This window comes from Robertmurraya phoenicis (genome assembly GCF_047302285.1).
Taxonomy (GTDB): Bacteria; Bacillota; Bacilli; order Bacillales; family Cytobacillaceae; genus Robertmurraya.
The window spans coordinates 3,990,687-4,013,696 of the sequence record NZ_CP154845.1 but is presented as its reverse complement, the minus strand read 5'-3'; the positions used below and the strand labels follow the sequence as shown (position 1 = coordinate 4,013,696).

At 37.0% G+C, this 23,010-nt stretch carries 27 protein-coding genes, 1 pseudogene and 1 riboswitch; of the genes and pseudogenes, 21 read left to right on the top strand and 7 right to left on the bottom strand.

Features of this window, described 5'->3' with window-relative positions; genetic code table 11:
• Nucleotides 1-75 precede the first annotated feature (75 nt).
• The 21 genes and pseudogenes from AA0X71_RS20100 to AA0X71_RS20000 all read left to right on the top strand — a co-directional run bounded on the left by AA0X71_RS20100 (nt 76) and on the right by AA0X71_RS20000 (nt 15,770).
• The gene (locus AA0X71_RS20100) at nt 76-252 is read left to right on the top strand and encodes a hypothetical protein (protein WP_413357051.1); all 177 of its coding nucleotides are present in this window, start codon (nt 76-78) and stop codon (nt 250-252) included.
• 382 nt (nt 253-634) lie between these two features.
• The gene (locus tag AA0X71_RS20095) at nt 635-2,692 is read left to right on the top strand and encodes a DUF4179 domain-containing protein (protein WP_413357050.1); all 2,058 of its coding nucleotides are present in this window, start codon (nt 635-637) and stop codon (nt 2,690-2,692) included.
• A gap of 175 nt (nt 2,693-2,867) precedes the next feature.
• A complete protein-coding gene (locus AA0X71_RS20090) occupies nt 2,868-3,350 on the top strand; it encodes a DUF2975 domain-containing protein (protein ID WP_413357049.1) in 483 nt (160 codons plus the stop codon).
• A 10-nt stretch (nt 3,351-3,360) separates the two neighbouring features.
• Nucleotides 3,361-3,573 carry a helix-turn-helix domain-containing protein gene (locus tag AA0X71_RS20085; protein WP_413357048.1) on the top strand — a complete coding sequence of 71 codons (213 nt, stop codon included), beginning with the start codon at nt 3,361-3,363 and terminating at the stop codon, nt 3,571-3,573.
• Nucleotides 3,574-3,621: 48 nt separating this feature from the next.
• Nucleotides 3,622-4,446 (top strand): DUF817 domain-containing protein, encoded by an 825-nt coding sequence (locus tag AA0X71_RS20080; RefSeq protein ID WP_413357047.1) that lies wholly within the window; start codon nt 3,622-3,624, stop codon nt 4,444-4,446.
• Nucleotides 4,447-4,457: 11 nt separating this feature from the next.
• On the top strand, nt 4,458-4,991 hold the full coding sequence (locus AA0X71_RS20075; protein ID WP_413357046.1) for a dihydrofolate reductase family protein: 534 nt from the start codon (nt 4,458-4,460) through the stop codon (nt 4,989-4,991).
• A gap of 14 nt (nt 4,992-5,005) precedes the next feature.
• Nucleotides 5,006-5,572 (top strand): peptide deformylase, encoded by a 567-nt coding sequence (gene def, locus AA0X71_RS20070; protein WP_413357045.1) that lies wholly within the window; start codon nt 5,006-5,008, stop codon nt 5,570-5,572.
• A gap of 190 nt (nt 5,573-5,762) precedes the next feature.
• The gene (locus AA0X71_RS20065) at nt 5,763-6,716 is read left to right on the top strand and encodes an ABC transporter ATP-binding protein (RefSeq protein WP_413357044.1); all 954 of its coding nucleotides are present in this window, start codon (nt 5,763-5,765) and stop codon (nt 6,714-6,716) included.
• Nucleotides 6,717-6,720: 4 nt separating this feature from the next.
• Nucleotides 6,721-8,226: an osmoprotectant update ABC transporter permease/substrate-binding subunit OpuFB gene (gene opuFB / locus AA0X71_RS20060; protein ID WP_413357043.1), complete on the top strand. Its 1,506-nt coding sequence runs from the start codon at nt 6,721-6,723 to the stop codon at nt 8,224-8,226.
• Between the two features lie 97 nt (nt 8,227-8,323).
• Nucleotides 8,324-8,893, top strand: coding sequence for a hypothetical protein (locus tag AA0X71_RS20055; protein ID WP_413357042.1), 570 nt, complete (start codon nt 8,324-8,326; stop codon nt 8,891-8,893).
• A 97-nt stretch (nt 8,894-8,990) separates the two neighbouring features.
• A pseudogene (locus tag AA0X71_RS20050) lies at nt 8,991-9,530 on the top strand (undecaprenyl-diphosphate phosphatase); the annotation flags it as partial.
• An 800-nt stretch (nt 9,531-10,330) separates the two neighbouring features.
• Nucleotides 10,331-10,702 carry a PadR family transcriptional regulator gene (locus tag AA0X71_RS20045; protein WP_019155186.1) on the top strand — a complete coding sequence of 124 codons (372 nt, stop codon included), beginning with the start codon at nt 10,331-10,333 and terminating at the stop codon, nt 10,700-10,702.
• The gene (locus AA0X71_RS20040) at nt 10,654-11,418 is read left to right on the top strand and encodes a VanZ family protein (protein WP_413357041.1); all 765 of its coding nucleotides are present in this window, start codon (nt 10,654-10,656) and stop codon (nt 11,416-11,418) included. The genes AA0X71_RS20045 and AA0X71_RS20040 overlap by 49 nt, the downstream gene beginning before the upstream one ends.
• A gap of 19 nt (nt 11,419-11,437) precedes the next feature.
• Nucleotides 11,438-11,926 (top strand): VanZ family protein, encoded by a 489-nt coding sequence (locus AA0X71_RS20035; RefSeq protein WP_413357040.1) that lies wholly within the window; start codon nt 11,438-11,440, stop codon nt 11,924-11,926.
• An 84-nt stretch (nt 11,927-12,010) separates the two neighbouring features.
• Nucleotides 12,011-12,433, top strand: coding sequence for a VOC family protein (locus tag AA0X71_RS20030; protein WP_413357039.1), 423 nt, complete (start codon nt 12,011-12,013; stop codon nt 12,431-12,433).
• A 137-nt stretch (nt 12,434-12,570) separates the two neighbouring features.
• Nucleotides 12,571-12,855, top strand: coding sequence for a hypothetical protein (locus AA0X71_RS20025; RefSeq protein WP_413357038.1), 285 nt, complete (start codon nt 12,571-12,573; stop codon nt 12,853-12,855).
• 290 nt (nt 12,856-13,145) lie between these two features.
• Entirely contained in the window at nt 13,146-13,574 is a 429-nt protein-coding gene (locus tag AA0X71_RS20020) for a DUF4275 family protein (RefSeq protein WP_413362685.1), read from the top strand.
• A gap of 78 nt (nt 13,575-13,652) precedes the next feature.
• Entirely contained in the window at nt 13,653-14,456 is an 804-nt protein-coding gene (locus AA0X71_RS20015) for a hypothetical protein (RefSeq protein WP_413357037.1), read from the top strand.
• Between the two features lie 29 nt (nt 14,457-14,485).
• Nucleotides 14,486-14,884, top strand: a complete 399-nt coding sequence (locus AA0X71_RS20010) for a DUF3221 domain-containing protein (RefSeq protein WP_413357036.1) — start codon at nt 14,486-14,488, stop codon at nt 14,882-14,884.
• Between the two features lie 41 nt (nt 14,885-14,925).
• Nucleotides 14,926-15,240, top strand: coding sequence for a hypothetical protein (locus tag AA0X71_RS20005; protein WP_413357035.1), 315 nt, complete (start codon nt 14,926-14,928; stop codon nt 15,238-15,240).
• Between the two features lie 17 nt (nt 15,241-15,257).
• Nucleotides 15,258-15,770 (top strand): hypothetical protein, encoded by a 513-nt coding sequence (locus AA0X71_RS20000; protein WP_413357034.1) that lies wholly within the window; start codon nt 15,258-15,260, stop codon nt 15,768-15,770.
• A 38-nt stretch (nt 15,771-15,808) separates the two neighbouring features.
• Here the strand turns inward: AA0X71_RS20000 and AA0X71_RS19995 are convergent, their stop codons facing one another.
• The 7 genes from AA0X71_RS19995 to AA0X71_RS19965 form a co-directional block, all read right to left on the bottom strand.
• Complete coding sequence (locus AA0X71_RS19995; protein ID WP_413357033.1) at nt 15,809-16,123, bottom strand: DMT family transporter; 315 nt, start codon at nt 16,121-16,123, stop codon at nt 15,809-15,811.
• Nucleotides 16,123-16,464: a DMT family transporter gene (locus AA0X71_RS19990; RefSeq protein WP_413357032.1), complete on the bottom strand. Its 342-nt coding sequence runs from the start codon at nt 16,462-16,464 to the stop codon at nt 16,123-16,125. The genes AA0X71_RS19995 and AA0X71_RS19990 overlap by 1 nt, the downstream gene beginning before the upstream one ends.
• A 66-nt stretch (nt 16,465-16,530) precedes the next feature.
• Nucleotides 16,531-16,628: riboswitch (guanidine-I (ykkC/yxkD leader) on the bottom strand.
• Between the two features lie 67 nt (nt 16,629-16,695).
• Complete coding sequence (locus tag AA0X71_RS19985) at nt 16,696-17,475, bottom strand: amino acid ABC transporter ATP-binding protein (RefSeq protein WP_413357031.1); 780 nt, start codon at nt 17,473-17,475, stop codon at nt 16,696-16,698.
• A gap of 13 nt (nt 17,476-17,488) precedes the next feature.
• Nucleotides 17,489-18,691 (bottom strand): amino acid ABC transporter permease, encoded by a 1,203-nt coding sequence (locus AA0X71_RS19980; RefSeq protein ID WP_413357030.1) that lies wholly within the window; start codon nt 18,689-18,691, stop codon nt 17,489-17,491.
• Nucleotides 18,692-18,701: 10 nt separating this feature from the next.
• Entirely contained in the window at nt 18,702-19,868 is a 1,167-nt protein-coding gene (locus AA0X71_RS19975) for an amino acid ABC transporter permease (RefSeq protein WP_413357029.1), read from the bottom strand.
• Between the two features lie 115 nt (nt 19,869-19,983).
• Nucleotides 19,984-21,087, bottom strand: coding sequence for an amino acid ABC transporter substrate-binding protein (locus AA0X71_RS19970; RefSeq protein WP_413357028.1), 1,104 nt, complete (start codon nt 21,085-21,087; stop codon nt 19,984-19,986).
• Between the two features lie 700 nt (nt 21,088-21,787).
• Nucleotides 21,788-22,993 carry a M20 family metallopeptidase gene (locus AA0X71_RS19965; RefSeq protein WP_413357027.1) on the bottom strand — a complete coding sequence of 402 codons (1,206 nt, stop codon included), beginning with the start codon at nt 22,991-22,993 and terminating at the stop codon, nt 21,788-21,790.
• Between the last annotated feature and the right edge of the window lie 17 nt (nt 22,994-23,010).

Sequence of the window (23,010 nt, the reverse complement as noted above, 5' to 3'; positions counted from 1 at the left end):
AGAAAACTCATCAATCAATCATTTTTCCACATGTTATAATATCGTCAAAATAATGTTATTAAGGAGGGGCTGCTTTTGAATATCAAACCTTCAACCACAATACGTCAAAATTATAATGGGTTTTCAAAATTTTGTCATGAACTCGATGAACCAGTAATACTCACTCGCAATGGTGAAGCAGATTTGGTTGTAATGAGCCACGAAACTTTTAGAAGAAGGAAGCACGTAATCGGCTGCAAGCCAAGCTTTTAACTGCTGAAAAGCAGGTTGCTGAAGGTGCTGTATTATTGAACCATGATGATGTTATAGAATCGTTCCGGAGAAAGATTAATGCTGCAAAAGAAACGAATTTCATTTAGAATAATACAAGTCGTCAAATAAATTTCAGACCTAGAACTCGTGAAAAAAATCCCGAGATTTCTAGGTTTTTTTTTGATTCGGGACACAGAACCTGTCCCTTTGAAGCAATTCTTGCCGAATTTTAACATTTTTAGATTTTTTTGAAAAGAAAGGCTATAATTAATTTAAAGTATTTTTATAGAAAAAGAGTGTCCAGGAGTTTGCAAATATTAAATGGGGACGAGGAACCTGTCCCTCTGACCCGAAAATATTAAGATAAAGGAAGAGCTTGTATATGATCCCAGCAAAAGTAGATCCTACTTCAGCCAATACGATTAGTGAATTGGGACCAGAGTCTATCGTCGATTGGTTTGAGCAGCATAAACAATCGTTTTATAGTCTTGGTCGATTCTATCTTTCTACCCAGCAGCAATTGGAAGAATTATTTTACCAGTCGATTCTCAAGGTGCAAAAAGGCCTATCTCGAATGAAGAAAGAGAGATCTTTTGAAACGTGGGCAACATCGATTTTTATTCATACTTGCTGGGAGATTTCCGATGATCAAAATGTAACAGAGGAAGGCGAACGAAACCCTGAAATAAATCAAGCATTGAATCGATTAAAAAAGTTTGAAAAGGAAGCCATCATTCTTACATATGTTAATGGAAGCTCAAAAGAAGATGTGGGAAATCTACTCCAGGTTCCTGTGGAGAAAATCAATGCGTATTTGTTCAATGGCATTCAGTCTCTAAAAAAAGAAATGGGTTACGAAGCCTCTAATGGTTGTAAGGAGTATTATCCTTATTACATCGATTATTTAGAAAGAACTCTTGAACGGCCCAAAAAGATTGATTTAGAGAAACATGTTTATCATTGCCAAGACTGCCAGAAGGATTTAGCGACCTTTCAGGATATGATGTTTATGATGAAGAATATTACTGAGAGACTTGAGGATTTCCATGTTCCACTTGATTTCATGGGGAACATCAAGAAGAAGTTGGCAGAATTGGAGAATCAGAAACAGATACGCAATAAAAAACGCAAAAAAATCGTATTTATTATGGCAGGAGTGTTCTCTTTCCTTTTAGCGCTTGGAGTATTTACGGGGATGTTTAAAAATCTCTACTATACATGGACGGAGGATGACGTGCAATTGCGCGCCTTTTTACAAGAGGATCTAGGTGAAAGGCTCGATCTAGTAGCAGAAAATGAAGGAATAAAAATTACGATCAAAAGTGCGATATCGGATGACTATCAAACTCTTGTATTCTATGAAATTGAAGATATGAATGAAGATAATCAATACATGCTAGATAGCTATAATGGAGTTTTCTTGAGGACCGAAAATGCAAGCATGAACCGTGGAACTAACCTAAGCTACAATCCTCCTGACCTTGAATCTGACTTGAACAAAGAAAAAAAGAATGTGTATCACGGAAAAGTAAGTTTGGATCCGATTAGTAAGGATAGTGGAGACGTGAAACTGATTATCACACAGGTTCAGAAACTTGTTCAAAATTCAGATTTTATGGGAATGGAATCTAAATCTGGAGATTGGAAGTTCGAGTTTTCAATAACGAAGCACCCATCTGTCGAGTATGCTTTGGATGAAGAAATCGAAGTGGAAGGTGTACCACTGCGTTTTGAAAAACTAACGCTCGCACCCACTACGACGATTTTGAAATATGGGCTCAATACGAGATCGCTAGAGCAGAGGTTAAATGCACTCACCTTTGATGCTTTAGAAGTGAATGGTGAGAAAATGAAAGCCGATGTATATGGTAGTGCTTACTATGGTGGAGTACATGGAATGGGATGGGATATTTTAGAAGCGTATTTTGACCCTCTCATAGGAGAAAACTTAAAAGAATTAAGTGTTCAGCTGGGCTTGATGCAGTTATGGAATGAAGAACAAAAAGTGATTGAACTGGATGCTTCTGAGGAATATCCTCAAACCTTTGAATATGCAGGGAGTACGATCTCGATCGACAAAGTGGAGATTGGACATCCGACTGAAGTGATCATTAGTAATCACGATATAGAGAATCGGGAGTATGATTCATTTGACTTTAATATTCTTACAAATGATGAAAATGAGTTTCCTGCTATGGAAATCGATTCTGAGGGTGTCATCATCGATAAAAACGGAAAGCAATATGACATGAATGACCCATCTCTCAGGTATGATGAAATAGAGCAGCCACGTTTTCTTCAAACCGAACAAACTTATCGATTACGCAGTCAAACAAATGTCGGAGAATCTGTGATTCCTACAAAACTGGAGATCTACGGATATCAAACGATGAAGTATTTAAATGAGTGGGTGGAAATCCCAGTCAACCAAGATAAATGAGCGATAAATCAGCTCCCCTTACGGCAAGAAGAACTTGTCGTGAGGGGAGTTTTTTATCTCTGTAGTAGTTGATATTCAATATTATAATATTTATTTTCAATAATTATTTATTGCAAAACGATAAAAATATACTTATAATCAATTCATAACAAATTAATTCAAGAGGTGTTTAAATATGAAACAAGGTTCAACGCTATTTTTAAAACTCGCTGTCATACTGATTGGAATTCCCATTCTGGCATTGTGCATATTTGTCGTTCCGGCAGTGGGGAACTACATGGCAGAGCTATATCCAGATCATACGTATTTAAAGTATTTAGTGTTTCTGATTTTATATGCAGCAGCTATTCCATTTTACTTTGCGCTTTATCAGGCTTTTAGATTGCTACAGTATATTGATCAGAATCATGCATTCTCACAAATTTCCGTTGAAGCTCTAAAGAAGATAAAAAAATGTGCGATTACGATTAGTAGCTTATTTGTCGTTGGAATGCCACTGTTCTATCTTTTAGCAGAAGCAGATGACGCACCTGGGGTTATTTTAATTGGCATGGTCATAATTTTTGCTTCCATGGTAATCGCTGTTTTTGCGGCGGTACTGCAAAGGCTTTTACAAGAAGCTATCGATATAAAATCTGAAAATGATTTAACGGTCTGAGGTGAGAACAATGGCAATTATAATCAATATTGATGTGATGTTGGCAAAAAGGAAAATGAGTGTAACAGAACTTTCAGAGAAGGTTGGAATCACAATGGCGAACCTGTCGATTTTAAAAAATGGAAAGGCGAAAGCGATTCGATTTTCAACTTTAGAAGGAATATGTCAGGCTTTAGATTGTCAGCCTGGAGATATTTTAGAGTACCGAAGTGATGATGAATAGGGAAATGAATCATAACGATTTGCTGAATTTGGACAGGGGGAGCGGCACATGAATGTAATCATTCAAAAGGAGTCTCAACAGAAAACGTTTAAGGCGCAAATCTCAAGAGCCATTATGCAACTCGTCCGTTTTGGTTGGGAACAGGCATTATCATGTTTATTCCCTGTCGTTATTTTTGCCTCTTTGGCGATTACACAACTCGTCCCTCTGCCATTTCTCCCACGATATGATTGGCTTCTTCTTATCTGTCTATTGATGCAGTGGTGGATGGTCCGCTCTGGACTGGAAACAAGGGATGAACTTAAAGTGATCACCTTGTTTCACATTATTGGGCTTGCCCTTGAATTATTTAAGGTGCATATGGGATCCTGGTCGTATCCAGAGGAAGGTTTTTTCAAAATTTTTGGCGTCCCATTATATAGTGGGTTTATGTACGCAAGTGTAGCGAGTTATCTTTGTCAGGCGTGGAGAAGGCTTAACGTGGAATTGGTGAGATGGCCATCATTTTACATCGTTGTCCCACTTGCTGCAGCCATTTATTTTAATTTCTTTACTCACCATTATTGGATCGATATCCGCTGGTGGTTATCTGTTCTCGTCTTAATTGTCTTTTGGAAATCATCCGTGATATACCAGATCAACAGAACAAAGTACCGGATGCCACTTGCTCTTTCTTTTGTCCTCATTGGCTTCTTTATATGGGTAGCGGAAAATATCGCCACCTTCTTTGAAGCTTGGCAATATCCAAATCAAACGAAGGCATGGAGCCTCGTCCATCTTGGAAAAGTCAGTTCATGGTTGCTGTTAGTGATTGTTAGCTTTTTGATTGTCGCGACGTTAAAATTAATTAAAGGAAAAGAATCTGGTCATTAAAAGGAGAAATTATGAGCGAAAAAAGAAATGTAGTGTTATTTATTGCGACAAGTTTAGATGGTTATATCGCTACAAAAGATGATTCTCTTGAATGGCTATTTAAGGTTGAAGGCGAGGGAGATAACGGTTACTCACAGTTTTATGAAACGATCGACACGGTTATTATGGGAAAACGGACCTATGATTGGGTGATGGAGCAAGGTATAAAAGAATTTCCCTACAAAGATAAGAAATGCTATGTATTTACAAGATCGCAGATTAATGATACAGAAGATGTCGCATTTGTAAACGGAGATGTAACTCAATTTATTAATGAAATAAAAGAACAAAAAGGTAAAAATATTTGGATCGTTGGTGGTGGAGAACTACTCCATGATTTTATAAAAGAAAAATTAATTGATGAGTTTTTCATAACAGTAGCTCCTACTATAATAGGTGAAGGAATCCCATTATTTAAAGGGGGAGATTATCAATTAGAACTCACTTTAATAGGAACGAGGAACTTTAACCAATTTGTCGAATTACATTATCAATTAAAAAAGTAAAAGAGGTACCGATTATGAGTAAGTTTCATTCACAATACATGATTACCATGAAAGATATCGTTAAAGATGGCTCACCTATATTGCGCAAGAAGACAGAGGAACTTGATATTCCGATCGAGAAAGAAGATAGGGATGTCTTGCTATGTATGCTTCAATATTTGAAGAACAGTCAAGATCCGACCATTTCAAAAAAGTATCATTTACGTCCAGGCGTGGGGTTATCAGCCAATCAAATTGGACTAAACAAACGAATGTTTGCTGCATTTTTTGATGAGAAGGAATATATGCTGATTAATCCAAAGATCATCAGTCATTCAGTTAATATGATTTATTTGCCTCAAGGAGAAGGATGTCTTTCAGTTGATAAAGAGGTACAGGGATTTGTTCCGAGATATGAAAGGATTAAGGTAAAAGCCTATGACATCGATGGACAAGAAGTGATTTTGAAATTTAAAGGGTATGGTTCAATCATTTTTCAACATGAAATCGACCACTTAAACGGAATGATGTTCTATGACAGAATCAACCAAGATCATCCGTATAAACTGCCAGACAATGTAATGATTGAAAGTTTGGGTTAATAAATGACACCTTAGTTGTTAAGAATTTAACAATTAGAGGTGTTTTTCTTTTGCAAGTAATGAGAAGGTGTCCCTGGACAAATAATAAAAGTTGATGAATTCTAGATAAGTGAAATTATTTTATCCTCGTTCAAAAATATGGGAAAATGAAAAATATGGAATGTAAATACAAACAAGGAGAAATCATTCTATGATTAGATTCGAAAATGTAACGAAAGAATTTTTTGAAGGTTCAGTTGCTGTTAACTCGTTGGACTTAGAGATTCATCAAGGCGAATTTTTTGTCATGATTGGACCAAGTGGTTGTGGGAAAACAACGACCTTGAAAATGATTAATAGACTGATTCCACTTTCAGACGGGACACTTTATATCAATGAGAAGAAAATAAGTGAATATGACATTCATGAATTAAGATGGAATATTGGCTATGTCCTACAGCAAATTGCCCTTTTTCCACATATGACAATTGAAGAGAATATTGCGATTGTCCCTGAAATGAAGAAATGGAAAAAAGAACAAATTAAAGCAAGAATTCATGAACTGATGGATATGGTGGGATTAGATTATCATACATATGCTCATCGGAAACCAAGTGAACTATCAGGTGGCCAACAACAACGAATTGGGGTGATTCGTGCCCTTGCTGCCGATCCTGAAATTATCTTAATGGATGAACCTTTCAGTGCACTAGATCCAATTAGCAGAGAAAAGCTTCAGGATGATATGTTAGCTTTGAAAAAAAATCTCAAAAAAACAACGGTGTTTGTAACCCATGATATGCAAGAAGCTCTGAAACTAGCAGATCGTATCTGTATCATGAGGGAAGGGAAAATCGTTCAAATCGGGACTCCCCAGGAAATTGTCACAAATCCTGCCGAAGATTTTGTGAAAGAATTTGTTGGTGATAAATACGGAAAAGTGTTAAATATCTTTAACTTGGAAGAATTAATGGAACCACTAGATTCTGCAAAATCATCCAATCAAGTAGTAGCATCTGTATCGACTCCATTGAAAGAGATCGTGGATATATTAGCAGAACACGATAAAGTGATCATAGAAAAAGAAGGTCAATACATTGGCTCCATAAATCGCAGTGCTGTCATGAAATATGTATCTGCGAATCTATTGAGGGAAGGAGTCTAACAAAATGCTGATAGAAATATTTCAAGATAGAAAAAGTCAATTATTGAGTGCACTATTGGAGCATATCGAGCTTTCTTTTATTGCCCTTTTCTTTGCGGTTGTAATTGCGATTCCTCTAGGGATTTATATTACGAGGCATAAAAAAATCGCAGAAGGAATTATCGGTATCACTTCAGTCATCCAAACGATCCCTTCGTTAGCACTATTGGGGATTCTCATTCCGTTGTTCGGTATTGGAAGGGTACCGGCAACGATCGCGCTAGTAGCATATGCATTGCTGCCGATCTTGAGAAACACCTATACCGGGATCAAAGAAGTCGATCCATCATTAATCGAGGCAGCACGAGCCATGGGGATGAATTCCCGAAAAAGATTGCTGAGAGTGGAAATGCCCTTAGCCATGCCGGTTATTATGGCTGGAATCCGAACAGCAATGGTATTAATCGTAGGAACGGCTACCTTGGCTGCGTTGATTGGTGCTGGAGGACTAGGAGATATCATCCTTTTAGGTATTGATCGAAATAATCCTCAATTGATTTTACTTGGGGCCATACCAGCAGCGTTGCTTGCAATTCTGTTTGACCTTTTACTAAAAATATTTGAGAAAATTTCCTATAAAAAAGCGATTGTTTCAGTTGGTGCAATAGCATTATTGGCGATTATCCTCATTGTAGCACCGTTAATTGGGCAAAAGGACGAGAAAATAGTGATTGCTGGAAAATTGGGATCAGAACCAGAAATTTTAATTAATATGTATAAAATCCTTATTGAAGACGATACCGATTTGCAAGTGGAATTAAAGCCAGGTCTAGGAAAAACCTCTTTCGTCTTTAATGCTCTTGATTCTGGAGACATTGATATTTATCCCGAATTCACAGGAACGGCGATTTCAGAGTTTTTAAAAGAAACAGCTATTAGCACGGAGAGTGAAGAAGTTTACCAGCAGGCAAAAGACGGGATGTTAGAAAAGTTCGATATGGTGATGCTTGAACCGATGCAGTATAACAATACTTACGCTTTAGCAGTGCCGAGTGATGTAGCAGAGCAATTTGGGCTGGAAAGCATTTCTGATTTGAAGGGAATTGAAGATCAACTTAACGCTGGTTTTACATTGGAATTTTCTGATCGGGAAGACGGTTATGTAGGAATTCAATCGCTTTACGGGATAACACTTCCTAATCTTGTCACAATGGAACCGAAATTACGCTATGTAGCAGTTGAATCAGGTGAGATAAATCTGGTAGACGCCTACTCCACAGATAGTGAGTTGCAACAATACGAACTGAAAGTGTTAGAAGATGATCAACTTTTATTCCCGCCATATCAAGGTGCACCTTTATTGAGAGAGGAGACCGCTCGGAACTATCCAGAGATTGTCTCTGCTTTAAACAAATTGGCAGGAAAAATAAGCGATGATGAAATGAGAAAAATGAATTATGAGGTAAATGTTGAAGGAAAAAGCTCTAGAGAGGTGGCAGAGACGTTTTTGGAGCAAGAGGGATTTCGCTAGGCTCAAAATCGTTTTGCCCTTTTTCCACAGCTTATCAACAGCAAGACGGATAAAAAGATGAACGAGCAAAGGTGCGAAGAATGGAGGGAGAGGGGACATGGAATTTACAGAATTAAGAAGCATGAGGATGAAACAGGTTGCGATTACAAATTTTGTGATGGTGGTAGTAATGATCATCTATTTAATGATTATTAGTAGTTTTACAGTTACCATCTCACATATGTATATTTTCCTTGGAGGAATAATACTTATCCAAGCAATTTACGGTTTTATTAAGGGGGATTCTACGAAATCAATCATTTCGATTTATGAAAAGATCGCCATATATGAAAAACAAAAAATGGGAAAAGAGTGGTCTAAACAGCGAAAAGTAAGCAATGTTTGGCAGTTAATATTAAGCGGTTTGTTCTTTTTCAATTCTTATTGGTTTGGAACAGATCTTGTTTTTCAAGTAGACCTTAAGTTCATGGTCGTGATCATATTTTTCATACTGCTGTTTCTGAATATAGGAATGATGATTCACTTCAAAAAAGTGGATCGTTCCACCTCAGTACAAGATTTCAAAGGCCATACTTGGAAGACAAATCTATTGGCGATTGCGATCGGAATAGTCCTCGCATTGGTCATCATATTCGTTACCTTTTATTATATTGCTTCTACTATTTGAAATGTTAATGTAACTATACTTTGACTTGAAATAGCATAAAAATACTAAGGTAAGTCTTAACAACTAATTAGCATACGAATGGTAAGGAGTCAACGGAATGGATTTCATAGAATTACTAAAAGCAATAATACTTGGGTTGGTAGAAGGGTTAACAGAATTTGCCCCTGTGTCATCAACAGGTCATATGATTGTTGTTGATGACATGTGGTTAAAGTCAACTGAATTTTTAGGACAATCAGCAGCCAACACATTTAAAATCGTGATTCAGCTTGGTTCTATTTTAGCTGTTGTAATTGTATTCAAAGATCGGTTTATTGATCTTTTAGGTCTAAATCGCATTTTTAAAAAAGGCGAGCAACGTCAAGAAGTAACAAGTCATCTCAAGCTTACTCATATAATTGTAGGCCTACTTCCTGCAGGGGTATTTGGTGTTCTGTTTGAAGATTATATTGATAAAAATTTATTTACGACAAAAACTGTATTAATCGGTTTATTGATTGGAGCGATTTTTATGATTATCGCCGATCTCTTTCGATCAAAAAATCCTCAAATTGTTTCAGTTGATCAAATTAGTTATAAGCAAGCATTGGCTGTTGGTTTGATTCAATGTTTATCACTATGGCCAGGTTTTTCAAGACTATTGAAACGATCACGGCAGAGGTTGAAACCTTTTTACACGAGTTGAATGAAGAATTGATGAGGACGTATGGTTTTGATATCGACGGATTCTTAAATAGAAAGTTAGGGTTATTTGGAATTTAAAAGAATGGGAAAAAGGATTGGATCAGCCATGATCCAATCCTTTTTCAAATGAATAGAAGGTTTGCTATCTATTAACTGGAAAATCCACGCCTTCTTCAAATGAATAGAAAGTTTGCTATCTATTAACCTGAAAATAAGCGGAGAAATTTCCGTTAAATGCCTCATTAGGGCTTATGTGAGAGTAAATAACGGAAATTTTTCCGCTTATGAAGACCAAAATCGCCTATTTTCACGTTTTTGGAAGCGATAACAGGAATTTCTCCTGCTAATTCAGTTCATTTTCATGATATTTGCTAATTAAGCGGAAATTTTCCTGTTATTTTTGCTTTTTTATTCCTTTTCTTTAATACTCATTCAGTAAGGGGATATGGAACATATTATCTTCAATCTTGTGCTCCATCCACTGCTCTCCATCTATATCCATAGCATATTTTAAGGATGATAAATGCCAATTTTTATCTAAGAGGAAATTGAGTAATTTTTCAAAAGTATCCCTTAAGTGGTACTCCTTTTCAAACACAATCCCGATATTTACGTACCCTCCCTGATATAACGGACTAGTAATTTAACAGCACCCATTTTAGTAGGGCTAACAAATTTTTAATACACACCCTTGCGATACGAGGTAACAACGTGATACGATGTAAATGGAATAAATTAGAAGGTGGTGTGAGGATGGATAAAGAAATTATGAAGGGCAGTATCGATATTTTGCTTCTATCCCTCTTAAATCAGCGAGATATGTACGGCTATGAAATTGTTAAAACGTTAAAACAAAATAGTAATGAGCTCTACAATATGAGTGAGGGAACGTTGTATCCTGCATTGAAACGCCTTGAAGGTAAAGATTGGCTTCTGTCCTATTGGGATAGTGCTGAGAATGGCGGGAGAAGAAAATATTACAGAATTACCGATAATGGGAAACGGGAATTAGAAAAGAAATTAACAGAATGGCAGCAAATTAATAACCTAATTAAAGTGTGTTCGGAGGGAACGGCTTGGATAAAACTATTGAATCCTATATTGCTGAAATTACAGTCAGCCTAAATTGTGAGGAGGAAGAAAAAAGAGACATCATCGATGAAATGAGAGATCACCTATATTTGTTGAAGAATGAATATATAGAGCAAGGATTCTCAAAGGATGAAGCAACACAAAAGGCACTGGAAAGCTTCGGAGAACAAAAACAATTAACAAATGGTTTACAAGAATCCTTATTTCCATTTTATAAAGTATTTAAGATCGGGACTTGGATTTTATTTGGTCTTTATTCGTTTATTATTCTATTTAAGCTGCTATTTCAACGAATCATCATTCGGCTTACAGACTATTACATAAATGGTGATACGTTTAATAGATATGTTATTGCTTCAATGGATTCAGAGGGTTTTATTGATTTTTTAAAGTACAACTCGAATGTCATTCCTTTCAAAAATACATTGGAATACTTAAATGGATCAGATCGTTTTAATTTGGATATTATCGTTAATAACACATTAGGGAATCTATTAATTTTTTTACCATTAGGAATTTTTCTTCCGTTGTTATTTAAAAAATATAATGGAATGTCAAAAATAATAGCTACTTCAATCGTAATCAGCTTTTCAATCGAAATTCTACAAATTGCTCTAAAAATTGGTCAGTTTGATGTTGATGATGTCATATTGAATACCTTTGGCGCTATTATTGGTTTCTTGCTTTTAAAGTTTATAAACAGTGCAATAACGTTATCAAAAGGGAGTTTATTCCGAAGAACGATATAAAATGAAGGAGACTGTGTTAATGAAAAAGATAATGAAAGTATGCTTATCCATTGCTTTTGGCTTTTACTTATTCATACTCTCATGGCTTATTTTATTTAAGTATTTGAGTATTCCTGATATTATAAGTCGTTTTACCTTTAGTTATGAGGGATTCGTATGGAATACTCACAATTTTATCCCCTTTAAAACGATTGGCTATTATTTATTTTTTGCTAATGACATCAACTTCGATATAAGGGTTGAAAACTTAACGGGAAATATCCTTGGATTTGTTCCTTTTGGTATTATTTTTCCGTTATTGTTCTCTAAGTTTCATAGTTTCAAAAGAATTACCCTTGCAACGTTTTGTCTAAGTCTCACTTTCGAACTACTTCAACTTATTTTTAAGTTTGGAAGCTTTGATGTGGATGATTTGATTTTGAATACTGTTGGAGGGGTATTGGGGTATATTCCTGTTATGTTAGTTAATAAATATAAGGAAAAAAGACAAGAACAATTGAGCGTTTAAATGGATCGACTTAATGGAAAGATTAATACGAATGTATATCTGTGTTGATAATACATAAAAAAATATTTGAAAGAGGTGTATGCTATGATTTTAGGAGTTCATGCCTATCTAAGAATGAATGGTGATGCGAAGGAAGCTGTAACGTTTTCTGAAGATGCATTAGATGCAGAAAATTTGGGAGTTCAAACCTACGGGGAATTTCCTGAGAATCCAGAATTTCCACTTCCTGAAGAAGCGAAGGATCGGGTCGTTCATGCTCAACTAAGAATTGGGAATACGTTTCTGATGCTATCTGATACATTTCCAGGTCAACCATATGAAACAGGATCACAAGTGGACGTAGCCGTGATGATTAATGATGTAAATAAGACGAAGGAAGTTTACGAAAAGCTTCTTGATGGTGGAGAAGTTGTCATGCCACTTCAAGAAACACCGTGGAGTCCATCGTATGGACAAGTAAAGGATAAATATGGTGTGGTTTGGCAAATCTCAACCTTAACAGAATAAAATGACTCATGCCCTGACCTTTTCAAAAGGTTCAGGGTTTTATTATAGGGAAATATTGTATAATTTGTGATAAGGCAAAGTTATAATGGAGGGGTAAGGAATTGAATTGTTGCTGTGAAAAAGGAGAATGGACGAAATTGAAAATCGAAGGGGATGTCGGTGCGGATCCTTTTTGGTGTGAACAGTGTGGCTGTAACATTGACATAGAAGCTTTACCACTTTCAGATGATTTAATAAAGCGATTATTTTCATGGAGTCATTCTTATGGAGAGTGGATTGATTGGAACACAGATAGATTGGTAGACAAAGGTCTTGAATTAGAAGATGTATTTAATCAAGGTGGAAAAATTTTAACGGAAAAAGAGACGATGAAGATTCAAACCCTGATGGGATTGCATCAATTTCGCTCAACGTTCAAATAGGTAAGGTTGAAAGTGTTATTTTTGTGATGGAAAAAACGTACGCAAAGAACGGAATTGAGTTTGTGAATAATGAATTTGAGGTTGCGGAAACAGTAGCTATGACGAAGGAAGAAGCTTTCGAAAAGCTTAAAGATTGATTTGAGTTAAAGCTTTATTATGTATATGATTTCGAACAAAATAAATATCTTTTATGTGGAAAATTGGATTGTCAATATGGAGTTCATGCAGGAAGTGGAGAGTTGGTTTTATTAGATGATTTGTAGAAAGAAGGTATTTATTTGGAGAATCGAATTGAGTTCGTTCAAGCTCTAAAACGAAAAAGAGTGAAGGTAAGGGAAATCCCTAAATGGGGGACATATTTACGTAAACAGTGGGAAGACGAGTTTGTCAGTCATCTGACTGTGCAGGAGAAGGAAGACATTTATTTATATTCTAGTCATTGGGCTAGTGGTTATCTATGGCATGTCTTTAGTTATGAAAAAAGGAATTTTTTGCAACTGGAAGAGGCAGACAAAGCTTTTAATCAGGAGAAAAAGAAGTTTTGCTATGTGTTTTTTCAGCATTACGACGATGCCTATATTCTTGAAAATGCTGCAACTGTAACAGCAGATGATTTTAAAGTTGAAGAGGATGTATATGTAGTAGATAAGGATTTTAATTGGACCTATGTCAGAACTCATGATAGCGGTTATCTTGGTCCTTATTTCTCAAGAAAGTAGTTGACTTGATTTCAATTAGGAAAAATGTGTACAGGAGGGTTTCAAATAGAATTACTAGAACTATATTACAAGAAGTATATGAATACGGTAGAGCCTACTGACTATATTGAATGGGCTGTGGATTCTCTATATTTAGAGGTACGTGAGATTAATAAGTTAGCAAGTATGAGTGCCGTGAAGCATTTAAATCTTTTTGAAATGGAAAAGATGTTTGATGATGCAATGAAGGCGATCCAGAGAGAAGTACCATCGAAAGAAGAATGTGTAAGTTATCATATGAAATCCCTACATTCAAAATTATTGCTTCCAAATCAGAATTCACTCCATATTGTAAAAGAGATTTATGCTTGTGCTGTAGCAAATGACTTACTTGATGAACAGATGAATTGGCAAGAAGTAAGTGATGCGATTGATGATTTTGAGTATGGAGACAATGTGCAAGGTTTGTCCATCGAAAAGGTCCGTGAAATGATTTTTCAGTGTGCACGAAAATTATGGCATACAAAAATAAGCAGTATCACTTTTCAAGAATTTATTGGGCAAAAAATAACGGCTATTGAAACAGTCGTTCATTTTACCATCTTATTTGAAAAGGGAGCATTGACAATTGAATGTCCATGGCGAATTCGTAACGATGATGTGATCCTTTTAGGGGAATCAGATGTGAACTCTAATCAAAGAGAATGGAAGTCTGTGAAGGAACTCTTGGTAGGTAAAACCATCGAAGATGTTCAATTACTTGAACAGTGCCCGTTACTAATCGTCCAATGTGGAGAATTCTTCTTGGATGTTTTCCATGCCAGCTCCTTTTTTGATGGTTGGACCTTATCAGATGAGGATGAATTTTATATCTTCTCTATGCATGGGGGAAGCATTGTGTGATTTTCTTAATAAAATATAGGAGGGGAGCCTTGAGTAATAAAATTTTCCTAGGATTATTGCTTGCTATTTTTATGGGATTGGTTATTTCTTTTACCTTAAAAGAATCTGATTCAAAAAGCGAAATCCCTACCGAAATTTCTGACTATTTAGATACATATACTGTAGAAGGCTATGTTGTTTCAAAAAGGTCAGGTGAAGTTTGGATATTGGATGAACCAGTCAGTATGGGAAAAAGGATAAAGGGTATGCTTACTTCGGACTATGGATATTCCACAATTATCGTGACGGTTCACAAGGATGCAGAGGATAAGAGAATATTAAAAGGTCTCAACATTAACGAAAAGATTCGCGTTCATGGCGACTTCTTAAGAGAATCTTATCCAGCAAGAATTTCAGCCTATCACATTGAAGAGATTTCTGAAGAGTAATAATGTAGGTGTTGGAACTGACTATGAAAAGGGGTGCCTTCTTGTTTGTTAAAATGTATCAATACCATATACAGCCGAATCAAATAGAAGAATATTTGAGAATACAAGATCAGGCATCTAAAATTTACTGCCAATATGTAGATTTCCAAACCGTGTATATAAATAGTAAAGAAGATGCAACGAAATGGCTAGAAATCTCCACTTATAAAGATGAAAATGAGTATAAAAAGAGCATCGATCTTGTAAATGAACATAAAGAGATTCAAGAGCTATTTAAGAAATTCCAATCAATTTTATCTCCTGAAACGGAAATCATTGAAGAAGATTTTATGGAGAGAAAAAGAATAGGTAAATGAGGTAAGGTGGGAGAACCTTGGACATAAAAGAAATCACAACCAATGTATTGCCTAGAAAACTTATAACCGCAGCAATTGCAGGTTCTTTATTCGCCATCTTGATGGGTCTGGTCATGCCATCTCCTTTTGGGGATGAGATCAATTCCATAAAAGATTACTTGTGGGCCTTTGTCATGGTCACTCCAGTTTACTTAATGTACAGTTTTCCCGTTATTTTTATTTATGGAACGATAACGTCTGTAATCAGTGATCTTCTCGCAGGCTTAATTGCTAGGAGCAAATTGAGAAAAGTGGAAATGCCGATTTCCGCGTTGTTTCATTTACTCTTTGGTTCCATTTTGCTTTGGGTCAGTCTTTTTGCATCCATTGTGTATTTCGCGATGGACAGATTTTTAATGAAAAAGAGAGACAAATACAGATGGGTGAATGCCCTTCAGAGTTTAGCCATTCCGCTCCTCGTATGGATCTTATTCATGGGAATCATCTGGTTAGTCGATTTTTTGCAGAGTGGGACAGATTTTTTAGTCTAAGGAATAAGCGTCTCGAGGCTATTCGAGACGCTATAAATTTATGAAACTAGCTTAAGTCCAATTGCAGAACTAATCACAACTCCGATAAAAAATAGTCGTTTCCAATCTTTTGATTCCCCGTAAAAAATCATCCCAATGATTGTACCACCAACAACGCCCATTCCTGTCCAAATCGCATAAGCCGTTCCCATTGGGATCACACGCATGGAATTACTTAATAAAACTAAGCTCAAACCGAAGCCGATAAAAAGAAGTAATAACGATGTCCATTTTCTTTTTGTATGCCATTGATTAATCATAGCCACGCCAAATGCTTCTAAGAATCCGGCAATAATTAATGTAAACCAAGCCATTAAGATTCAGCTCCTTTCACGGATTTCTCATCAGTTACTACTTTTAAGCCAATAACACCGATTAATAATAGTGCGATTAAAGCGATCTTTTCCCATTTAAAGGGTTCATCGAAAAATAAAATTTCAGAGATAATAGTGCCTGCTGCTCCGAGCCCGACAAATACCGAATAAACCGTTCCAACGGGCAGCGTTCGACCTGCTGAAATCATCAGGTAATTACTGATAACTAGCGCCATAAGCGTTCCGGTCCAAGTCCAAACACTATAAGCGTGGGCTAAGCCGATAACCCAGACCACTTCTAAAATGGCTGCAATAACTAAAAAAAACCAATTTCGATTCAATTTAAATACCTCCTTTGAAATTTAACCAAACAAAAAAAGCCCTGAGAGAATGCTGTTAAAAACAGTATCTCCCGGGCTTTTGTCCCTCCGTGACACAGCGAAATGCTGTGAGTTTTCTCTCGGACCAGACCAAATAAATTTGCGGAACCCTAGAAAACATTTGAAATGTTCAATTGTCTATCATTATACACACCTATAAAAATTCTTCAAGAGGATCATTTTGGAAACTTTTTATAAAATTTGTGATAAAAACAATTTTGTTCGGTCGTGCTGAGGGTTATCAAAGATTTGTTCAGGTGGTCCAGATTCGATAATTTCGCCGTAATCAAATAAGACAATACGGTCCGCAACTTGGCGAGCAAATCCCATTTCATGGGTTACGACTAGCATGGTCATTCCTGATTCAGCTAATGTTTTCATAACATCAAGTACTTCTTTAACCATTTCTGGATCGAGTGCTGAAGTCGGTTCGTCAAATAGCATGATTTTTGGTCTCATCGCTAGCGCTCTAGCTATTGCTACCCGTTGTTGCTGACCTCCGGATAATTGTCCAGGGTATTTGTTTGCCTGCTCAGGAATTCCCACGCGCTCTAATAATTCCAAAGCGATTTGCTCCGCTCTTTGCTTTTTCCATTTTCGGACCCAAATAGGGGCTAATGAGATGTTCTTCAAAATCGTCATATGTGGGAATAGATTAAAAGATTGAAAGACCATCCCAGTTTCCTTGCGAATCTCTTCAATATTTCGTAAATCATTGGTTAAGTTTATACCGTCAACAACGATCTCGCCTTCTTGAAACTCTTCAAGTGCATTAAGAGTTCGGATAAAGGTCGATTTCCCAGAACCAGAAGGTCCTAATATCACGACCACTTCACCTTGTTTTACGGTGAGGTCGACATTTTTTAAAACATGTAAATCTCCAAACCATTTATTCAAGCCTTTTACGGTAACGATATCCTCACGCTCTTCAAGAGGTGCGGATAATTTTTCAACTGCAAAAACACTCTCCATTTTTTCACTCCCCCTATCGTTGTCCGACTCCAAGTGATACTTCTAAACGGCGGCTCACATGTGACATTAAATAACAGAAGATAAAATAAACAAAGCCTACAAAGACAAAGACCTCCATTTGTTTTCCTAGAAATTCAGGGTTGGCAACAAGTTTTTGTCCCATTCCTAATAAATCTGTTAAACTGACTATCGCAACCAAGGACGTATCCTTGAATATGGATATGAATTGACCAACACAAGCTGGAATAACGGCTCTTAACGCTTGAGGCAAAATAACGAAAGTCATCATATACGTTTTGTTTAACCCTAATGCTTCTGCTGCTTCATATTGCCCTCGTGGGAGAGACTGAAGCCCTCCACGAATATTTTCAGCTAAATAAGCGGCACTGAAGAGAGTCATCCCGATCATTGCCCGCAATACATTGCTTAATTCTACGCCATTTCCTAAAAACAACGGAATCATTAACTGTCCAATAAATAAAACGGTAATAAGTGGAATTCCACGGATAAATTCGATGTAAATCACACAAAAATACTTGATAACAGGTAATGAACTTCTTCTTCCAAGAGCCAACAAGAGACCAATTGGAAAGGAGACAACAATGGCTACACTTGCGATTAAAAGGGTTAATAAAAATCCGCCCCAAATATTCGAGGAAACAGGAGCCAATACTCCAAATCCATTTAAAATAAAAATGGCCAGTGGAATATAAAGGATCCAAACGGCAATGACTGGTATTTTCAGTTTAGGAAGTTTTGTGCCTACAAAGAAGGTGAGAAATAGGAGAATTATATTTCCTCCTAGTATCAATCTTGTACTCATTTGGATAAATGGCATCGCAAGCATAATGACTATGATCCCACCGATAGAGACAGCGACATGGGCCATTGAGCCCTTCCATAGTCCCCATGATAATCCGAGTAACACGGTTAGAACTCCTAATATCGTCCAAACCCGCCAAATTTCAGCAACTGGAAATTGCCCAATCATTAATAAGCGGAAATTGACGGCAATGACGGACCAGTCTGCTGTGAAAATAAACTGAATCGTATTAAAGAGGATATAACCAGTAACGAATGCTGAGATAATCGTTAACAGTCCGTTAGACCAACTGCTAAATAGATTTTTCTTGATCCATTGTAGTGCGCCTATTTGGGTAGTCGGAGGCTTTATTATATTTAACTCTTTATTTGCTTCTAGCTTTATTTCTTCCATATTTCTTCACCTACCTTTCCACCAATTGAACTTTTTTGTTAAAGATATTCATCAGGATTGAGGTGATTAAACTAAAGGTTAAATATACGGCAATCATGATCGCGATCACTTCTACTGCTCTACCAGTTTGGTTCATGACGGTCCCACCGACACTGACAATATCTTGAAATCCAACTGCCACCGCCAAACTCGAATTTTTCACCAGGTTCAAATATTGGCTCGTTAAAGGCGGAATAATGATACGAATGGCCTGTGGAAAAATAACTAAGCGTAGCGTTGTAGAATTCTTTAGTCCTAATGCTTTTGCTGCTTCAATTTGACCTTTTGGAACCCCTTGAATCCCTGCACGAATGACTTCAGCGATATAGGTAGATGTGTAAATGACAAGGCTGATCAAAATAGCTGAGTAACCGGGTGATAGAGTGTATCCCCCAACAAAGCCTCTTCCAGATACGGATGGAGTATGAATTGTAATAGGGCCGGTCTTTGTGAATATAGATGTGAACAAAATGATCACGATAAACGAACCAATTGCTGAAATAAAAGGATATTTTCTTTTTCCAGATTCTAATTGCTTTTTCATTAACACCTTGAAAAGGATAAAGGCAATAATGAGTCCTACTAGCATTGTGATTCCCCAAAGAATGGTGTTTGAATGAGTTTCAAACCAAGGTACGGCAATGCCTCGATTGGAGAAAAAAACAGGTCCAAGCTTTAACGCTTCTTCAATTCTGGGAAGTGGGAGGAGGACTGCGAAAAACCAAATGAAAATTTGTACAAGGAGAGGGGTGTTTCGAAAAATCTCAATATATACAGTTGCTAGCTTACTGACAAGCCAGTTATTTGAGAGTTTAGCAATCCCAACAAACAACCCAATAATACTCGTAAGAATGATTCCAAAAAAGGCAATCCGTAATGTATTCAATATACCGACAACGATCGCTCTTCCGTATGTATCCGTCGGTTGGAAATCAATCATTGATTCTGAAATAGTGAATCCCGATGTGTTTTTCAAAAAATTAAATCCTAGGTTTATTCCTATTTGTTGCAAACCTGTAATGGCATTCGTGATCAAGTAATACCCACCAGCCAGTACGAGTGCTGCGAACAGAACTTGTAAGAGGATAGGAACAATCCTTTTATCGCGCCAAAAAGGTGTTGTAACAGCTTTTTTCATGATTGGTCACCTCTTTTAATAAAAATTTCCTTGTTCTAGAGATATCTCTTCTTATAAAAAGGGGTCTGCTCTTAGAGAAGCCTCCCAAAAGCAGACCGTTTTTACTTTTCAGATATTAACGGAATGGAGCTGCGTATAATATTCCACCGTTTGTATAAAGATCGTTTAGACCACGTTCAAGTTTGAATACTGTGTCTGGCCCAAGGTGGCGGTCATAAATTTCTCCGTAGTTTCCAACTTGCTTAATAACTTGGTAGCCAAAATCGGCTGGTAACCCTAATTGCTCGCCAAGATTTCCTTCTGTTCCAAGCATGCGCTTGATGTCTGGATTTTCATCATCTAGGAAGTCATCCACATTTGCTGATGTAATCCCAAACTCTTCTGCTTGAATGGTAGCAAAAATGATCCAGGTAACCGCATCAAACCATTTATCATCGCCACCTTTGACAGCAGGAGCTAAAGGTTCTTTAGAGATGGTTTCGGTTAAAATTTTGTGTGCTGATGGATCTTGCATAATAGATTGACGAGAAACTAATCCTGATTTATCTGTTGTCCATGCATCAATACTTCCTGATTCGTATGCGGCAACAGTTGCATCAGCACTGTCGAACACAACAGCTTCAAAGTTTATTCCCTTTGCACGCATTTGGTCAGCTAAGTTCAATTCAGTTGTCGTACCAGTTTCAACCCCAATACGAGCTCCTTCTAAATCTTCTAAGCTATCAATCCCACTATCTACTGGTACCATAATTCCTTGACCATCGTAGAAGGTAACAGGTGCAAAATTCAATCCTACTTCTGAATCACGGTTAGTGGTCCATGTAGTGTTACGCACTAAGACGTCAACTTCTCCTGTTTGAACAGCAGTAAAACGCTCCTGAGCGGATAAAGGTCGATATTCGATTGCTTCAGCATCACCAAGGACACCTGCTGCAATTGCCTTCGCAAAATCAATATCAAATCCAGTGTTCTTTCCGTCTGAATCTACGTAGCCAAATCCAGGTAATGCATCATTAATACCTGCAATTAATTTTCCTCTACTTTCCACCGTTTCTAAGATTGAACCAGAAGAACTTGCTGTACCACCTGACGAATCAGCGGTTGTGTCACTATCTCCTTCTGCTCCAGTTCCAGCTTCCTCATCCTTTGTACAGCCAACTAAGGCTAGGACGAACACCAATAATAAGCTAAAAACGAATAACGATGACTTTTTCCTCATTTTCTTCCCCCTTAATTTTTGTGTTTATGTAGTGACTCTCCAGTTGTTGTATGTTATATAAAATAACATGAATAGTCTGAAAAACTATTTAATGTCATTTTATATAACATATTATGTAATTAATTATACCTATTTTCCTAGATGGATCAATACCAAATTTTAATAATTCAGAATATTCGTGTAAGATATTCTTACAAATTTAGTGTTTCAAAATATGTTGAAACAGGAATTAGATGAAGCATCGCTGATTGGAATTGTAGAATTTGCTATCTTGTCTCATGGACATGGCAAAACTAGAGGAGAAAAATAGTTGCTTTTCTGTTGAAGCGCCTCTTCATAAATTTCGTTGAAATCTAATGTTAAGCGGAAATTTTCCTTCTATTTTTATTATCAGGTTTCTTAATCGCTCTCTTACTGTTGATAAATACTGCCTTCTTAATCATAGTTGATTAAAAATGAAAAGGCTTTGTCCTCATGAACCCTCTATGAGGACAAACTTTTCTCGATTTCGTTCGACCTTGTCCTCATGGACTCTCTATAAATACAAACTTTCTTACCCAGTCACTTAAATACCTATTTTATAGAATCAGATCAAAAAAAAAGCACCCATCTAATGGATACTCTTTCATTCGCCCGGCAACGTCCTACTCTCACAAGGGAACAGTCCCCTTAGAAAGTTAAAATAGTAATAAAGTAATTTTTATTCTTCAAATTTCCTTCTCTGAAATTCTGCCTTAACACTAGCTAGTGTTTCAGGTTCTGTAATGAGTTTTAATGCCGTTAAAGCAAGTGCCTTAGCACCAATTATCAGAGCTTCGTCTCCTCTTGGTGATGCAGCTGCTTCCCTAAATGGGACGGTGTGAGGGATGAGATCGCTAGCACCGATTTTAATATAAGGATGAATCGTAGGGACGACTTGGCTGATATTCCCGGCATCGGTTGAGCCAATTCCTTTGCGGTCTTCGAATACTGTTTCCCCTAACTCTTCTACGACCTCTTTAAAAATCTCATCATATTTACGATTAAGTAGGAGATTATCAACTTCATTTTGAAAGGCGATAATGTTTAGCTGTGCTCCTGTAGCAAGGGAGGCTCCTTCTGCGATCGCTTTTACCTTCTGAGTAACTTCATTTAATCCAGCTCTCGTTGCTGCACGAATGAAAAATCTTGCCTTTGCGTATTCAGGAATAATATTTGGCGCATCTCCGCCATGGGTGATAATGCCATGAATTCGTACATCGTCTGTCAGTTGTTGTCTTAATGCATTAATCCCATTAAAGAGCTGGATGACGGCATCAAGAGCATTAATTCCTTCATGTGGGGAGGCGGCAGCATGGGCGGGCTTGCCGATGTATTCAAAATCAAGTGGATCAACGGCTAGTGACGAACTAGTTAATCGCGTCTCACTGTTTGGATGTACCATTAGTGCAGCGTCAATTCCTTCCACTAAACCATGCTTAACAAAACTTCCTTTCGCGCTACCATTTGGTCCGCCTTCTTCTGCAGGAGTTCCAAAAACGACTGCTTCACCACCAGTTGCATCTAATACTTTACTTAAAGCAATGGCAGCTGCAACACTTGTTGTTCCAATAATATTATGTCCACATGCATGGCCGATACCAGGAAGGGCGTCATACTCTGCTAGGAAAGCAATTGTGGGACCAAGTTTTAACGATTTTTTTCGAGCAACAAAAGAAGTTTCGTGTCCGGCAACAGCTTTCTCAACTTCAAAACCTTCTTTTTCGAGAATGTCTGTTAATAGTGAAGATGCGTAGAATTCTTCATTCCCGATTTCTGGTCTCTTATGAATTTTGTGGCTTGTTTCAATATACAATTCTTTATTGTTCTCAACATTCTCGATAATTCCCTTTTTTAAAACATCAATTGATTCAACAAGTGTAGTCATTCTTATTCCTCCTCTAT

What these genes read in the sequence shown, in the direction of transcription:
- AA0X71_RS20095 (WP_413357050.1), top strand. Translation starts at nt 635, where the DNA reads ATGATCCCAGCAAAAGTAGATCCTACTTCAGCCAATACGATTAGTGAA.
- AA0X71_RS20090 (WP_413357049.1), top strand. Translation starts at nt 2,868, where the DNA reads ATGAAACAAGGTTCAACGCTATTTTTAAAACTCGCTGTCATACTGATT.
- AA0X71_RS20085 (WP_413357048.1), top strand. Translation starts at nt 3,361, where the DNA reads ATGGCAATTATAATCAATATTGATGTGATGTTGGCAAAAAGGAAAATG.
- AA0X71_RS20080 (WP_413357047.1), top strand. Translation starts at nt 3,622, where the DNA reads ATGAATGTAATCATTCAAAAGGAGTCTCAACAGAAAACGTTTAAGGCG.
- AA0X71_RS20075 (WP_413357046.1), top strand. Translation starts at nt 4,458, where the DNA reads ATGAGCGAAAAAAGAAATGTAGTGTTATTTATTGCGACAAGTTTAGAT.
- def (WP_413357045.1), top strand. Translation starts at nt 5,006, where the DNA reads ATGAGTAAGTTTCATTCACAATACATGATTACCATGAAAGATATCGTT.
- AA0X71_RS20065 (WP_413357044.1), top strand. Translation starts at nt 5,763, where the DNA reads ATGATTAGATTCGAAAATGTAACGAAAGAATTTTTTGAAGGTTCAGTT.
- opuFB (WP_413357043.1), top strand. Translation starts at nt 6,721, where the DNA reads ATGCTGATAGAAATATTTCAAGATAGAAAAAGTCAATTATTGAGTGCA.
- AA0X71_RS20055 (WP_413357042.1), top strand. Translation starts at nt 8,324, where the DNA reads ATGGAATTTACAGAATTAAGAAGCATGAGGATGAAACAGGTTGCGATT.
- AA0X71_RS20045 (WP_019155186.1), top strand. Translation starts at nt 10,331, where the DNA reads ATGGATAAAGAAATTATGAAGGGCAGTATCGATATTTTGCTTCTATCC.
- AA0X71_RS20035 (WP_413357040.1), top strand. Translation starts at nt 11,438, where the DNA reads ATGAAAAAGATAATGAAAGTATGCTTATCCATTGCTTTTGGCTTTTAC.
- AA0X71_RS20030 (WP_413357039.1), top strand. Translation starts at nt 12,011, where the DNA reads ATGATTTTAGGAGTTCATGCCTATCTAAGAATGAATGGTGATGCGAAG.
- AA0X71_RS20015 (WP_413357037.1), top strand. Translation starts at nt 13,653, where the DNA reads ATGAATACGGTAGAGCCTACTGACTATATTGAATGGGCTGTGGATTCT.
- AA0X71_RS19995 (WP_413357033.1), bottom strand. Translation starts at nt 16,123, where the DNA reads ATGGCTTGGTTTACATTAATTATTGCCGGATTCTTAGAAGCATTTGGC.
- AA0X71_RS19985 (WP_413357031.1), bottom strand. Translation starts at nt 17,475, where the DNA reads ATGGAGAGTGTTTTTGCAGTTGAAAAATTATCCGCACCTCTTGAAGAG.
- AA0X71_RS19980 (WP_413357030.1), bottom strand. Translation starts at nt 18,691, where the DNA reads ATGGAAGAAATAAAGCTAGAAGCAAATAAAGAGTTAAATATAATAAAG.
- AA0X71_RS19975 (WP_413357029.1), bottom strand. Translation starts at nt 19,868, where the DNA reads ATGAAAAAAGCTGTTACAACACCTTTTTGGCGCGATAAAAGGATTGTT.
- AA0X71_RS19970 (WP_413357028.1), bottom strand. Translation starts at nt 21,087, where the DNA reads ATGAGGAAAAAGTCATCGTTATTCGTTTTTAGCTTATTATTGGTGTTC.
- AA0X71_RS19965 (WP_413357027.1), bottom strand. Translation starts at nt 22,993, where the DNA reads ATGACTACACTTGTTGAATCAATTGATGTTTTAAAAAAGGGAATTATC.